The 13,148-nt window shown below is 62.1% G+C and carries 11 protein-coding genes and 1 pseudogene; 7 read left to right on the top strand and 5 right to left on the bottom strand.

What is annotated here, in order from left to right:
- Positions 1-10: 10 nt before the first annotated feature.
- Positions 11-1,471 carry a hypothetical protein gene (locus ACFPN2_RS33565; protein WP_380604915.1) on the bottom strand — a complete coding sequence of 487 codons (1,461 nt, stop codon included), beginning with the start codon at positions 1,469-1,471 and terminating at the stop codon, positions 11-13.
- 26 nt (positions 1,472-1,497) lie between these two features.
- Positions 1,498-4,056: a TonB-dependent siderophore receptor gene (locus ACFPN2_RS33560; protein WP_380604913.1), complete on the bottom strand. Its 2,559-nt coding sequence runs from the start codon at positions 4,054-4,056 to the stop codon at positions 1,498-1,500.
- 146 nt (positions 4,057-4,202) lie between these two features.
- Between ACFPN2_RS33560 and ACFPN2_RS33555 the strand changes: the two genes are divergently transcribed.
- From ACFPN2_RS33555 to ACFPN2_RS33535, 5 genes and pseudogenes are all read left to right on the top strand, one after another.
- Positions 4,203-4,715 carry an RNA polymerase sigma factor gene (locus ACFPN2_RS33555; RefSeq protein WP_380604911.1) on the top strand — a complete coding sequence of 171 codons (513 nt, stop codon included), beginning with the start codon at positions 4,203-4,205 and terminating at the stop codon, positions 4,713-4,715.
- Positions 4,712-4,837, top strand: a pseudogene (locus ACFPN2_RS33550) (FecR/PupR family sigma factor regulator); the annotation flags it as partial. The gene ACFPN2_RS33555 and the pseudogene ACFPN2_RS33550, both read left to right, overlap by 4 nt.
- A 30-nt stretch (positions 4,838-4,867) precedes the next feature.
- The gene (locus ACFPN2_RS33545; protein WP_380606727.1) at positions 4,868-5,605 is read left to right on the top strand and encodes a FecR family protein; all 738 of its coding nucleotides are present in this window, start codon (positions 4,868-4,870) and stop codon (positions 5,603-5,605) included.
- A 273-nt stretch (positions 5,606-5,878) separates the two neighbouring features.
- Entirely contained in the window at positions 5,879-8,416 is a 2,538-nt protein-coding gene (locus ACFPN2_RS33540) for a M36 family metallopeptidase (RefSeq protein ID WP_380604909.1), read from the top strand.
- Between the two features lie 51 nt (positions 8,417-8,467).
- The gene (locus tag ACFPN2_RS33535) at positions 8,468-8,884 is read left to right on the top strand and encodes a hypothetical protein (RefSeq protein WP_380604907.1); all 417 of its coding nucleotides are present in this window, start codon (positions 8,468-8,470) and stop codon (positions 8,882-8,884) included.
- A gap of 63 nt (positions 8,885-8,947) precedes the next feature.
- Here ACFPN2_RS33535 and ACFPN2_RS33530 read toward each other — a convergent pair whose 3' ends face one another.
- From ACFPN2_RS33530 to ACFPN2_RS33520, 3 genes are all read right to left on the bottom strand, one after another.
- Positions 8,948-10,168, bottom strand: coding sequence for a DUF6515 family protein (locus ACFPN2_RS33530; RefSeq protein WP_380604905.1), 1,221 nt, complete (start codon positions 10,166-10,168; stop codon positions 8,948-8,950).
- A 63-nt stretch (positions 10,169-10,231) separates the two neighbouring features.
- Positions 10,232-11,617 (bottom strand): sensor histidine kinase, encoded by a 1,386-nt coding sequence (locus ACFPN2_RS33525; RefSeq protein ID WP_380604903.1) that lies wholly within the window; start codon positions 11,615-11,617, stop codon positions 10,232-10,234.
- Positions 11,601-12,269 (bottom strand): response regulator, encoded by a 669-nt coding sequence (locus ACFPN2_RS33520; protein ID WP_380604901.1) that lies wholly within the window; start codon positions 12,267-12,269, stop codon positions 11,601-11,603. The genes ACFPN2_RS33525 and ACFPN2_RS33520 overlap by 17 nt, the downstream gene beginning before the upstream one ends.
- A 93-nt stretch (positions 12,270-12,362) precedes the next feature.
- Between ACFPN2_RS33520 and ACFPN2_RS33515 the strand changes: the two genes are divergently transcribed.
- On the top strand, positions 12,363-12,746 hold the full coding sequence (locus ACFPN2_RS33515) for a DUF6491 family protein (protein WP_380604899.1): 384 nt from the start codon (positions 12,363-12,365) through the stop codon (positions 12,744-12,746).
- An 11-nt stretch (positions 12,747-12,757) separates the two neighbouring features.
- Entirely contained in the window at positions 12,758-13,138 is a 381-nt protein-coding gene (locus tag ACFPN2_RS33510) for a hypothetical protein (RefSeq protein WP_380604897.1), read from the top strand.
- The last annotated feature ends 10 nt before the right edge of the window (positions 13,139-13,148 follow it).

Here is a 13,148-nt window from a genome sequence, read left to right as displayed (position 1 = left end):
AGTCACTGTACTAAGCCGTCGCTTGCTTCGCGGCCTCGAGCCTCAGCTTGAAGTGTTGGGCGGCCTGCGCCGCCCAAGGGTGGGGGGCTCGGGCAACCCGCGCGATCTGCACTTCAAGCTCCTGCGTTTTCCCGGCCTTGTCGAGCAGGTCGAAGTAGTGCTTGGTTGCCATCCGGAATGACTTGTCTGCATACCACTCGTAGGCGTCACCCCGGTCGTTGAATTCGAACAGCGTCGGCCAGCGACGCGTCAGGGTTGCGTACAGCTCGTGTGTTTCAGCCAGATCCTGGAGCTGCTCCGTTCCCAGGAACCGCAGGCGATGGATGAGCAGGCTTGCATACAGACCCGGACTCAGATCGTTCACCGTCAGTGCTTCCTCACCCAATGCCTTCATTCGCAGGAAGCTCGCTGATTTCAAATACTTTTTCTTCTCCACATCCTGGCCGGAAGCGACCGTCTCCGCGGCGTCGGCGGCCAGACCGAAGCCGTCGCAAATGACGCGCCATCGCAGCGGATGCTGAGCCAGGCGGTCCACGAAACGTAATGAGCGCTCGATACCCTCGATCATTCGTGCGTTCCACAACGCGCCCGGGTTCGGCGGGTCCTGTTGCCTCAGTGTCTGCAATTCGAGTTGCCCTTGCCGTTGCTCGTGCGCGTATTCAGCGAAGATCGCTTCCATGGAGCCCGGCGTTGCGGTGTGTGGGCCGACATCGCTGGCTGAATCGACTTTCCAGCGCTTCAGCAGATCGCAAGCCAGTACCGCCGTGGCGACCATCGGGCCGCGGCGATAACGCCGTAATTCCGCGACGTATTCTGCCTCCGGCGCGACTTGCGCCAGGCAGCTGAAATAGGCCTTTGCGCATTCTTCGTGAGCGGATTTCGGGAACCACCGTCCATGTCGTGCCGGCGTCGTCAGCAGGCTGTCGCCGGGGAAACGTTTTTCCAGAGTCCGCAACCAGCTTTCCGCCTGTGTCAGCCGCCCCACGAAGGCCGCCGCCGGCGCCTTGTTCCGGCGCAGCTGTCGAATATTCGGCGAATCCATCTGGCGCAGACGATCGGCCCGGCCCTTCGCCAGCATGGCGTAGACAACGGGATCGAGCGCTTCATGCTCGACAGCCCAATCCGCGATCAGCAGCAGGCGCGCCAGGTCCGCGGAGTTGAGCACTTCGTCCGCGATGAGCGGCCGACCCTTGAGCTCCTCGCTATTCGAAAACCAGCCGCCCTTGCCTGACTCGAGCATCGTCAGGAAGAAGTGATAGCGAATGGCCACTTCCTGGGCCAGGACGATCGCGTCCCATCGCAGTGGGTGCAGCGAATATTGGTAGTAGAAGGCGAGACAGGCGCGCAGATAGGGCGCGACATTGTTCTGCTGCCATTCCTGGAGCGTCATGTTCCGGCCGGCGGAAGGCAGCGCAGTTCGTTGTCGATCCAGCAGCGCGTTCAGCTGAGCAGGGGCGGGTGAGGTGGTCATGTCAATCCTTTCAGATACCGTGCCGACTACCAGATTCCCCGCAGCCGCAGGGTGTAGGTGCGCGGCGTCCCATAGAAGTTGCCTCCGGTCACTGTGCCGATGCGCTCGTAGTAGGTCTCGTCGAGCAGGTTGTCGACGTTCAGGGATAGATTCAGGGTCTTCGACAATGCATAGGTCGCCGCGCCATCCACGAGCGCGTAGCCTTTCTGCGTGAACTCGAAGGGAATGAGCGCGCCTACCGGACGCCCGGTGGCCGGGTCGATTCTCTCCGCCGCCGTGCCGGACGCGTAGTAGGTAGACGAGCCGGTGATTCCCAATCCGAAGTTCCATCGCGACATCATCGGCGGCCGGTAGCTCGCCCACACCTTGACCAGGTGGCGGGGAAAGCGCTCGTTGAAAGTCTGACCGTCGCTATCGCTGAGCGGGTTGTCCTTGCGGAGTCGGCTGAAATTGTAGCTCGCGGTGAGACTCATTCCGCCGCCTGCTTCTCCTGTCACCTCGACGTCGACACCCTCACTGAGCTGCTTCGAGTTTTCGTTATAGGTGTAACAGCACAGGCTGTTGTCCACCGGGTCTTGTATGGATGGAACGCTACGGTCGCGTGCATATCCGCCGCGAGAGCTCGCGCGATAGAACGCCACTGAGCTCTGCAACCTTCCGTCGAAGCCCACGTGCCTGGCGCCGAGCTCGTATTGATCGCCGTGGGTGGGCGGCAACGGCACGCCATGAACGTCACGCCGGATCTGGCCGGCGTTGCGCACATCCGCATAGTTGAGATAGACGGAGGCGGAATCGGCCAGCCGATAGATCAACCCGTAATACGGCCGAAAATCCCCCTGCGTCTGCAGCTCGTGCAGACTGATGTAGGAAGGAGGCACATTGAGCCACGGCGGCGCCGAATGAGTTTCGGACTCCTCCGTGTTCTTCTGTGACAGCCGGTTGCCGCCGGCCAGCACGTCGAGACGATCCGTCACGCCGACGACGAGTTTTGCGAGCAGGCCCGTGGCGCGCACCTCGCGCACCTTGGCTTCATAGGTCACATATTCCGGACTCGCTCCGTTCGGTGCCACCGAGCCGGGATCGAACGCAAAGAAATCGGGAATGGCGACGACGTCCACTCCCGCGTAGGTTTTCTGGCCGGTTCCGTCGTCGGACGAGAGGTTGTATCCGAGACTGAGATCGAGCTTGTGCCCCCAGGCTTCGCCTTGCCCGCCCATCGTCACTGAGAGTGCATCACCCTTCTGTCCTTCGGAGCGGCGGGCGCGCCTCAGTTGCACGCCCTCGAACGTGACCGGATTGACGCTGCCGGTGAACTCCGCGTACCGCGTATCCGCTTCCGTTACGTTGTGGCTGTAACGAACGCTGCCCTGCCAGGACATGCTCGCGAGCCACGGCGTCTCGGCGGCAAAGTCGAGACTCACGAACTGCTCGGTCCGCTGGGAACGCAGATAAGTCCACGGCGGCGACAGACCCGTATTCCGTGGCAACCCGAGCGACTCCCCCGTGTTGAAACGAGGCAGCCCGCCCCACCACGCATTGTTATCGTTGCGCGTATGACTGATGCCGACGCGCACAGCGAGATCGTTCAGCGGGTTCGCCTCCAGCACGCCATAGATCGATTCGCCGCTCGACTTTGCACCGTCGTAGAAGAACCGCCGGTTCTCGAAAGATCCGACCAGGCGCCCCTTGAGACCCAGCACGTTCAGCGGTCCACTGGCGTCGAGCATCGCGCGGTAGTCGTTCCAGCGAGCGCCGGTGAGCTCGACGATCACCTGATCGTGATCGAGCGGCTTCTTGCTGACGAGATTGATCGTGCCGGTATACGAGCCGGAAGCGACTTTCAGCGCATCCGGCCCGCGCAGAATCTCGATGTGCTCGAAACGGGCCAGGTCGAGCGTGCCGAACAAGCCGCCCTTGTAAGGGTCGAGACTCGCGCCGCCGTCGAGCTGGAAGCTGGTAATGGCGGCGCCACGCGAGTAAATGGCCCCGCTGGTGCCGCCCGTCGAATACCCCGGGCTGAAGACGATGCCCGGCGCGCGGCGCATCGCGTCTTCCATCGAGGTGATGTTCTGTTCCGTCATCTGCCGCTCGGTGAGCACACTCACCGATTGCGGCACGTCCAGCACGTCGACGGCACGAACGGCGCCGACCCTGACCTTGGACGGTGTGAAGCTTCCGGTGCCTTCCGTCGATGTCGGGTCTGTGCTGCCATTCGCCCCAGCAAGCAACCCAGCCCCGCTCCCGGAAGCACCTTCCACGCGCACCGGACCGAGCGTGCGTGTGGAGTCGCGACGCGGAGCTTTCTCGATCGTCACCGTCGTCGGATTGATAAACCGGAAGGTGAGATCGGTGCCGGCGAGCAGCCGGGTCAGCGCGGCTTCGGGCTCGAATACGCCGCTGACCGCAGGCGCGCTCATCCCGGCGACGAGCTTGCCGTCGTAGACGATCTGCAGTTTGAGTTGCTCCGTGAGCGCAGCGAGCGCGTCGGGCATCTTCTGCGCGTGAACGTCCACCTTCACAGGGGCGGCGCAGGCCAGCGCGGGCAATAGCAGCGCGGCGACAATAGTTGTAACACGTCCCAGCAAGTTCGTTCTCCCACCGCATCGAGCACGTTCGAAGCGTTCTGCCGTGGATGACGAACGATCCCAGCAACCCTGCCAAAAAATCGGCCGCGACGGCCTGGAGTGCGGTAACTGGCGACGCCGCTCGTTATGAACGGGAAAGCCATCCCATGTCGAGCTCTACCACGCTGCAATCCGAGCAGATCGCGCAGGCCTTCGCGGAACATCGCCGCGAGGTGCGCAACTTCCTGCACGGACAACTCAAATGCGCGCACAGTGCAGAGGACTTGACGCAGGAGACCTATCTACGCCTCATTCGCTCCGAGCCGACCGGTGTGAAAGACTGGCGCGCACTCATCTTTCGTGTGGCACGCAACCTCGCAATCGATCACCTGCGTGGCAAGGACCGCCGCACAGCCTTCGAGCACGATCTCGAGGCGCTGTACCAGGTCACTGACGATACTCCACAGATGGACGACGAACTGGTCACGCAGGAAGAGATGGAGCGTCTCGAACGCGGGCTGCTGGCGCTGCCGGAACGATCTCGCCGTGTGTTCGAGCTCAGCCGTGAGGACGGCCTCTCACATCGCGAGATCGGCGCTCGTCTGGGACTTTCCGTGCGTACTGTCGCCCGTCAGATGGCGCTGGCCGTTCAGTTTCTGCGCGAGAGGATCGAGCGGTGAACCTCGACCGCGAGGCCGAAGCCTGGCTCATCCGTCTCACTTCGCGCGACGCGGGGCCTGCCGACTACGCGGCTGCGCGGGCGTGGTGCGAACAGAGCGATCAACACAAGACGGCCTTCAGGCGGGCGCGCAGATTCTGGCGCCGGGCGCGAGTGCGCGGCTCGACCGGCCATGGCGCGAAACTTCGGGCCACGCCGAGAATGTTCGCGGCAGCCGCTGCGATAGCTGCTGTAACCTTCTTGGGAATAATAGCGGCACATGCCCACTGGTTGGCAGACTACAGAACGACGGCAGGTGAGCAACGCAGACTCACGCTCGCCGACGGCTCCGAGGTGTTGCTCGACTCTGCCACTGCGCTCGATGTGGACTACTCCGCAGGTGTCCGCGACGTTCATCTGCTCAGCGGTCAGGCGCTCTTTCACGTTGCGCACGATCCCAGCCGCCCGTTTGTCGTACACGACGGCGCGCTCACCGCCACCGCGCTCGGCACCGTATACGCCGTACATCACGGCGACGATAGCTCGAAGGTCACGGTGCGTGAGGGTCGTGTCGCCGTTGCCCGCGAAGATGGCCAGCGCCTCACGCTTGGCGCCGGAGAGGCGATCACGGCCTCGAACGAGCGCATTGTGCGCACCCTCGTGGATACCGACGCTGTCCTCGCCTGGGAGCGCGGCGTTCTGGTCTTCAAGCAGGCTCCGCTCGCGGAGGTTGTAGCCGAGCTCAATCGCCATCGGCGCGGACACATCATCATCGCAAGCTCGCGCGCTCGCGACATGCCGGTCAGCGGCGCGTTCCGCCTGAGCGAGATAGACAGCTCGCTCAGCTCCCTCGCAGCAGTGTTCCCGATCCGAGTGACGTCGATCGGAGGCTACCTTTCAGTCGTGAGATGAATCGGAAAGTGCCAGGCCGTTGTCGACAAGTTGAACTCGTGACATCTCGACGTGTACAGACGTCGACCTGATATCCGCCGTGCCAATGCCGGCGCATTGTGACCAAACCACCTCTGACACCCCGCTGAACCCAGCGCCACTGACGATAGCAAACAACGCGCGTGGCAAAGGTTGCTAGGCGCAGTTGTGACTTTCGCGTTGACACAACGTTGCACCTATTGCTGAATCGCACGCGCCCGACATTCCTCAGTTACTCACGGAAGGAGTTGCATCATGAACCGATGCCGAGGATTCGCAGTCGTGTCGATCTCGTTCGCCTGCGGCGTGTGCTGGAGCACGCTGACAGGCGCTCAAGAAATATCACCCACTCAGGATGCCGAGCGTCATTTCGATGCTCGGCTCGATCTGAATCGAGGATTCAGCGCGGCTCGATCCGCAGCTGCCGTTCAGCCTCAGTCGATTCAGGGGCTGGTGGCCAATGTCGAAGAGCTCACCGTCGAATCCAATGAAACAACGGGAGCGGTGAGCTCGCTGTCCAGTCAACGCGGCTATCTCACGGGCACGTCGAAGAGCCGGCCCATGGATCTGGCGATGGCGTTCATTCGCAGTAACGTCGCTGCGCTGGGGCTCGAGGCGTCCGACCTGCAAGGGTATGTGGTTTCGGATGTCGTGTACTCGCGTGTGACGGGGGCTACGCATATTTATCTGCAGCAGCGTCATGCGGGCATTCCTGTGTACAACGCTCAGCTGCAGGTCAACGTGAATCGAGATGGCCGCATTATCAGCGTGAACAATTCATTTTTGCCGGGACTGGCGCAGTCGGTGGGTGCACTGAAACCGAGCATGCCACTGCGGGAGGCGGTGAGCGCTGCCGCGAAGTTCTCGGGCATCGCTGTGCCGACGAAGACCACCAAGGGTCGACTGATGTTGCTGCCGATCCGACGAGGCGAGGCGCGTCTGGTCTGGAATTTCCAGATCAACACGCTCGATGAGCAGCACACGTGGGATTTCACCGTGGACGCCGAGAACGGTCAGGTCTGGACGCGCTTCGACGGCACGGTCGCGGATCAATATCGTGTTTATCCGCAGCCGGTGGAAAGCCCGACGCATACCAGTCCGCTGCCTCCGTCCGACGGCCGCACGCTCGTCGTGAACCCGGCGAACAGCCTAGCGTCTCCTTTCGGGTGGCATGATACGAATGGCGCTGCCGGCGCGGAGTTCACCACGACTCAAGGTAACAACGTTGAGGCGTACACCGATACGGACAACAACAACTCGCCGGATTCTGGTTCGAGTCCGAGCGGCGGTTCCGCGCTGAATTTCGACTTCGCGATCAATCTCTCAGGGGCGCCGAGCACGTATCGTCCGAGCGCCGTGACCAACCTGTTCTACTGGAACAACATCATTCACGACGTTCAATATCAGTACGGGTTCGATGAGGCGGCCGGCAACTTTCAAGTCAACAACTATGGCCGGGGCGGCGCCGGCAACGACTCCGTCCGAGCGGAAGCGCAGGACGGCGGTGGAACCAACAATGCCAACTTCGCCACGCCGGCCGATGGCTCGCGGCCGCGCATGCAGATGTATGTTTGGACCAGTCCCAATCCGGACCGCGACGGCGACCTGGATGCGGGCATCGTCGTGCACGAGTACGGCCACGGCATTTCCAATCGTCTCATCGGCGGACCGTCCAACGTCAACTGCCTCACGAATCGTCAGCAGCCCGGTGAAGGATTGTCGGATTGGTGGGCGCTGGCATATACGGCGAGAGCGAGCGATACGGGCGCCACTCCACGGGGCATGGGCACCTATGCTTTGGGTCAAGCGACTACTGGCGCAGGCATTCGCACTCAACGTTACAGCACCGATCCAGCCGTCAACACTTGGACCTACGCGAGCATCAACGGCATGGCGGTTCCACATGGCGTCGGCTCGGTGTGGGCGCAGGCGGCGTGGGAGGTGTACTGGAAGCTCGTCGATCAGTGGGGCTTCAACGCGAATCTCTACAACGCCACCGGCAGCGCAGGCAATCAGCGCATGATGTTGTATGTGAACGAGGGTCTGAAGAACACGGCGTGCAATCCGACTTTCACTCAAGTACGCGATGGCATCATCCAGGCGGCGACGGACAATCATGGCGGCGAAGATGTTTGTCGTGTGTGGGAAGCCTTCGCGGCGTTCGGCCTCGGCTCGAACGCAGTCAGCGGCGGGTCGGCCAGCACGACACCGACGAATGGATTCGATGTGCCGGCTTCTTGCACGGGCGGTGGGGGCACCGTCGTGTTCGAAGATACCTTTGAGACCAGCCTGGGTTGGCAGACGAATCCGAACGGGACGGATACTGCCGTGTCCGGCGCTTGGGAACGCGGCGACCCGGAGGCCACGACTTCCAGTGGCACCAAACAACTCGGCACCACCACCAGTGGCACGAACGGTCTGGTCACCGCGCGTCTGGCGGGGGCGAGTGCAGGTGAGAACGATGTTGATGGCGGCATCACGTCGATTCGTTCACCGGCCATTACGTTGCCGGCGACGGGCACGCTGACTCTGTCGTTCAGCCAGTATCTGGCTCATGGCTCTAACGCGACCAACGCGGATTTTCTGCGGGTGAGCGTCGTTGGTGCGACGACTAGCGTGGTGTTTCAGCGGCTTGGAGCTGCGGCCAATGTCGACGGTGCGTGGTCGACGGCGTCGGCCAGTCTGAATGCCTTTGCTGGCCAGACCGTGCGGCTGTTGATCGAAGCGGCCGATGCGGGCACGGCGAGCCTCGTCGAAGCGGGCATCGACGACGTGCGGATCACACAGCAGTGAAGCTTTGAGGCGGCGCGGGCCTATTCGGGCCCGCGCTGTTATTCTCACGAGATGAAACGCCATCACTATCTCATTCCGCTATTGCTTACTTTGGCGGCGACCGGCTGCCGATCAGCGAGCGATCCTGCGCCTCAGACCACCGGGCTCAATCAGGAAGTTCGTTTGGCGCCCGGAGAGCGGGCGGTGTTCGGGCCGGACACGCTCGATGTGGAATTCGTGCGCGTCGTTGAAGATTCGCGCTGTCCCACCGATGTGACTTGCGTTTGGGCCGGCGAGGTCAAAGTACAACTCGCAACTCGCAGCGGCGCCGCCGAAGCCGCGCGCCATGAGATCACGGCGGGTAAGGATGCAACGGTCGGTGAGCTGCGGCTGGTCGTCGTGCAGGTTCAACCCGAACGAGTCTCAACGCGCGAGATTCCGCCGGAGGAGTATCGCGTTACGTTGAAAGTGGAGGCTTCGAAACCGTAGCTTTCGGAGCCCTTGTTTTCGGAGCAAAGCGTTCGTAGCCAATATACCGGCGGTCATTGGCCGTTACTTCACGCTATAACCGCGGCCGCCGAGGCACGCCGTCATGGCTCGGTCGTAATCCGCCGATTGTGTGGACGTCATGCTGTTCGCGGTCCGTGACGGATCTATACCCGTTTCATCAGTCGCCCACACGTGACAATCGTAGCGATCGCGCGCCTGCTGGTCCGGGCTCTGGCCGTTGAGCGGATAAGCATAGAGCCGATCGCCGTTCACCACTGGCTCCGGGGCACCCGGCGGCGGAGTGACGATCTCATAAGCGGCATGCTCCGGTCGCCATGCGTAATAAACATCATCAGCGTAGTAGTAGGGCAGGCCGCCGAACCACACCGTCGTGTAGAACGAAGGCAGCACTGGCACGAACGCTCCGATCGGCGCCGCGACTACAGTGAAGCGCGGGCCATACGGGCGATACCACACGCCGTCGTGAATGCTGTACGACACGCCCGCATGCTGGACGACGATGGTCTGCGGCGGCAGGTGCGTAACAATGGTGCCGCGAGCTGGGCCGAAGTGAGCGGGCTCATTGCGTACCGGCAGCGGATCACGACGCATATCAAAGCCGTGCTCGGCCATGACACGATCGTCGCGACGCATGTCGAACCCTCGCTCGGGCATAGCCCGATCTTCGAGACGCGTGTCGAAGCCGCGCTCGGACGTGACCCGATCTTCGCGACGCATGTTGAAGCTATGCTCGGACGTGACCCGATCTTCGAGACGCACGTTGATGGCGCGCTCGGGCATGACTGGATCTTCGCGATGCATGTTGAAGCCGCGCTCGGGCGTGACATGATCTTCGAGACGCATGTTGAAGGTACGCTCGGGCGTGGCCCGATCGACGAGACGCACATTGAAGCCGCGCTCGGGCATGACATGATCTTCGCGATGTATGTCAAAGGTGTGCTCGGGCGTGACATGATCTTCGAGACGAATGTTGAAGGTACGCTCGAGCGTGGCCCGATCTACGAGACGCACATTGAAGCCATGCTCGGGCATGACATGATCCGCGTGACGCATGTCGAAGCTGCGCTCGGGGATGACGCGATCGTCGCGGGGCATGCCGGATATGACAGGCTCTTGATGCGGGCGTTCCTCGTTTGCGAGGCGATGCACGCGCGGATGTAATTCTTCGTCGGTCAGCGCGGACGAGGTGACGCTCGCCAGCGTGCAGGCCACGGCGATCGCCACCGCGAGGTGGCGATGAAGGCTCGTTAAGCGGATGTTCATTTTGACTCCTACAGGAAGCTCGAATTTCTTCCTTGGAGTTCACCCTAGGCTTGCAGCCTTACGTCAACCTGACGTTGTAATTTCCGGGGGGAATGTCAGTCGAATCGCAGTCCCTCGCCCGTCCGGGCCTGAGTTGATGGCGAGGCCGGCGCCATGCAACTGCGCTACCTCATCAACGATGGCAAGTCCGAGTCCCGTGCCGGTGCCACGAGCGTTGCTGGCGCGGAAGAAACGTTCGAGTACGTGCTGACGTTCGGCGGGTGGGATGCCGATGCCGGTGTCGATGACTTCGAGGAACACTGCGCCGTGCTCGCGGCCGCATTGAACGGTGACGCTGCCGCCGTTCGGCGTATGCGCGATGGCATTGTTCACCAGATTGCCCAGCGCTTCCTCGAGCAACCACGCAACTCCACGAGCGCGCACCGGTTCGATCTGCGCGCCAAGGTCGATGCCGGCGAGGTCCGCTGTAGCCAGTCGTTGCGTGACGATGGATTCCACCAGTTGCGCCAGGTCGACCGAAGTGAAATCCCAATTGAGATTCGCCGCTTCATCCGAACGCGCCAACGTCAGCAACTGATGTGTGGTGTGCGCGAGGCGTCGGGTCGCATCGAGCACGCGGTCCAGTCGCTCATGATTGGGCTCAGTTGCTTCAGCGGCAAGCAATTCCAATTGAGCCTGCACGCCGGTCAGTGGCGTGCGTAGTTGATGAGCCGCGCTTTCGAGAAAGCGGCGTTGCGCCGACCCAGTATCGCGAAGCACGTTGAACAGCCGATTGATCGTTTTGACGAGGCTGAGTATTTCAACCGGCACGGCCGTCGTCGGCAGAGCCGCGAGATCGCGCGGCGAACGGCTGCCGATCTGTCGTTCGACGTGATGCAGGGGAACCATCGCCAGCCGCACACCGAGCCAGATCAGCAACAACACCAAGCTGAGCTGCGCGGCGTCCACCAGCAGCGCACTCGAGAGAATGCGATTCAACGTGTGATCGCGTTTGTGCATAGTCTCGGCCACGGTGACCACGATCGGGCCCGCCGCACTCATCGCTCGATACGCGACCATGCGAATGCGCTCGCCGCCATAGACAGCATCGCCGCGCGCCGGATTGATCACGTTCTGATGAAGTTGCGGCAAACCAGCGTCGCCGGCAATGTATCGCGCGTTCGCGCCGGTCACCTGAAAATAAATAGAATCCGACGAGTCCGAGCGCAGCAGCGCAATAGCGTGAGGCGACAGCGTCAAGGTCGCGTTGCCTTCCGCATCCGGCTCGACGTAAGCAGCAATGGCGATGGCCGCGTCGATCAGCGCCTGATCGTAGGCATCTCGCAACGGCGAACGAGAGGCGAGATAGTCGGTGGCCGTGCCGGCCGCGAGCACCAGCGCGGCGGGAATGAGCAGCAGCGTAAACAGCCGCCGACGGATCGACGGTCCGCGTTCATTTGTTTTTCTCATCGATGCGATATCCCATGCCGCGCACGGCGCGAATCCGGGCCGCGTCGCCCAGCTTGCCGCGCAGGCGCGAGACATAAACTTCGATGGCGTTGGGGGTGAGATCGTCGGTCCAGTCGGTGACGGAACTCATCAATTTATCTTTGGAGACAATCCGTCCGGCGTTGAGCACCAGACATTCCAGGATGGACCATTCACGCTGAGTCAACTCCACCGGCTTGCTACCGATGCTGAGCGCGTGATGAGTCATATCCAGTTGCAGCCCGCCAAACGAAAGCTGGTTGTTCGCCGCCGAGTTGGCTCGCCGGATCAACGCCCGACAGCGTGCGATGAGCTCTGCGACTTCAAAGGGCTTGGTCATGTAGTCGTCAGCGCCGAGATCCAGCGCGTTGACGCGATCAGACAATCCATCGCGCGCAGTGAGCATGAGTATCGGCGTGGCTTTGCCGCCGGCACGCAATCGACGCACCAGGTGCAATCCATCCTCACGCGGCAGTCCGATATCGACGACGGCCAGGTCGAACGATTCGGCTTGTAACGCCGACGCGGCGGCTTCCGCGCTGGTGACGATGTCCGCGGCAAAACCGGACCGGGTCAACGCCTGGCGGACGGCGTCGGCAATCAGCGGATCGTCTTCGACGATGAGCACACGCATAAGGGCCGGCCCCGGAACGTCAGATTCACGTCAGCCTCGGCTCGCATTCTGCAGCCGTGATCCGATTCGGTCACGCTCGATGAGGAAAATGTCATGAACAAGATCATCAAGGCGGCCGGGTTGCTGGCGCTCGTGCCCCTGAGCGGCGTGCTGGCTGCCGACAAACCCGCCGCACCGCGGGCATCCATTCCATTCGTGAATTTCGGCGGCATCCGCGACTGGCAGGCCGATGGCGACAAGGGCTTGTGGGTCGAGGACGCGCACCGCCAGTGGTACTACGCCGACTTGGTGGGCCCGTGCGTGGGCCTGGATTTCGCCTACTCAATCGTCTTCGACGCACAGCCCATGGACACGCTCGATCGCTTCAGCTCGGTGATCCTGCCCGGCTGGGGTCGCTGCTACTTCAACAGCTTTGCAGTCAGCGACGGCCCGCCGGCACACAAGTCCGACGAAGCCGCGGATGCGACACGCGGATGAAGGAGACACTTATGAACATTCAACTCAATCGCTTGATCGCGGCCGCCAGCGGCGTCGCCTTTTGCGCCATCGCCATCGTCGGCTTCGGCACCGCCAGCGATCGCGACTTCGCCAAGTGGCGACCGATTCCGCCGCCGGCCGAGGATGCCTTGACGCAGGCCGTCGATTTGAACCGCATCGCCAGTTTCCGTTACATCAATGACCGAGAGCTGGAAGTCACCGACGAGACCGGCCACAAGTTCAACATGAAGTTCACGCAGGACTGCGCGCCGCTGAAAGACATGAAGGACTTTTCGCTGGTGACCGAGAGCTTCCACGACATGGACCGCTTCACCGGCATCGGCGTGAACGGGCAGATCTGCACGTTCAAGGATTTCTCGCCCAAAAGTTGAGCGAGAGTGA

Source organism: Steroidobacter flavus, from assembly GCF_042651805.1.
Taxonomy (GTDB): Bacteria; Pseudomonadota; Gammaproteobacteria; order Steroidobacterales; family Steroidobacteraceae; genus Steroidobacter; species Steroidobacter flavus.
The sequence above is the reverse complement of the archived record's forward strand: the minus strand, read 5'-3'. Positions and strand labels throughout refer to the sequence as shown.

Bases quoted from the DNA above. Each gene is read 5' to 3' on its own strand.
- ACFPN2_RS33530 (WP_380604905.1), bottom strand. From the start codon at position 10,168: ATGAACATCCGCTTAACGAGCCTTCATCGCCACCTCGCGGTGGCGATC.
- ACFPN2_RS33540 (WP_380604909.1), top strand. From the start codon at position 5,879: ATGAACCGATGCCGAGGATTCGCAGTCGTGTCGATCTCGTTCGCCTGC.
- ACFPN2_RS33565 (WP_380604915.1), bottom strand. From the start codon at position 1,471: ATGACCACCTCACCCGCCCCTGCTCAGCTGAACGCGCTGCTGGATCGA.
- ACFPN2_RS33525 (WP_380604903.1), bottom strand. From the start codon at position 11,617: ATGAGAAAAACAAATGAACGCGGACCGTCGATCCGTCGGCGGCTGTTT.
- ACFPN2_RS33510 (WP_380604897.1), top strand. From the start codon at position 12,758: ATGAACATTCAACTCAATCGCTTGATCGCGGCCGCCAGCGGCGTCGCC.
- ACFPN2_RS33515 (WP_380604899.1), top strand. From the start codon at position 12,363: ATGAACAAGATCATCAAGGCGGCCGGGTTGCTGGCGCTCGTGCCCCTG.
- ACFPN2_RS33555 (WP_380604911.1), top strand. From the start codon at position 4,203: ATGTCGAGCTCTACCACGCTGCAATCCGAGCAGATCGCGCAGGCCTTC.
- ACFPN2_RS33535 (WP_380604907.1), top strand. From the start codon at position 8,468: ATGAAACGCCATCACTATCTCATTCCGCTATTGCTTACTTTGGCGGCG.
- ACFPN2_RS33520 (WP_380604901.1), bottom strand. From the start codon at position 12,269: ATGCGTGTGCTCATCGTCGAAGACGATCCGCTGATTGCCGACGCCGTC.